Below are 256 nucleotides of genomic sequence, written 5' to 3' on the forward strand. Positions count from 1 at the left end.
GTCCACTTGGCTGATCAACCGCGCATACAGACCGTTCAAGGTCTGGTTGGGCACCATGATGTCCAGGTCATGCCGGGCGCGCAGATCGAACAGTGCGAGCACCTGGTCCAGCATCTGGCGATGCTGTCCGGTCACGCAGACCACGCTGTCGATCCGGGATTCTTCCTGCAACGCGGCGACCAGCGGGGCCATCTTGATGGCTTCAGGACGCGTTCCGAATATGGAAAGTATCTTCATCGCAATCAAGCGGGCGGAG

1 protein-coding gene is annotated in these 256 nt (G+C 59.8%); it reads right to left on the bottom strand.

Annotated elements, in window-relative coordinates:
- On the bottom strand, nt 1-237 hold a 237-nt coding region (locus tag SB764_RS42375; protein ID WP_410867090.1), incomplete at its 3' end, for a UDP-N-acetylglucosamine 2-epimerase.
- Nucleotides 238-256: the final 19 nt, after the last annotated feature.

The organism is Paraburkholderia sp. SIMBA_027 (genome assembly GCF_046535315.1).
GTDB lineage: Bacteria > Pseudomonadota > Gammaproteobacteria > Burkholderiales > Burkholderiaceae > Paraburkholderia > Paraburkholderia tropica.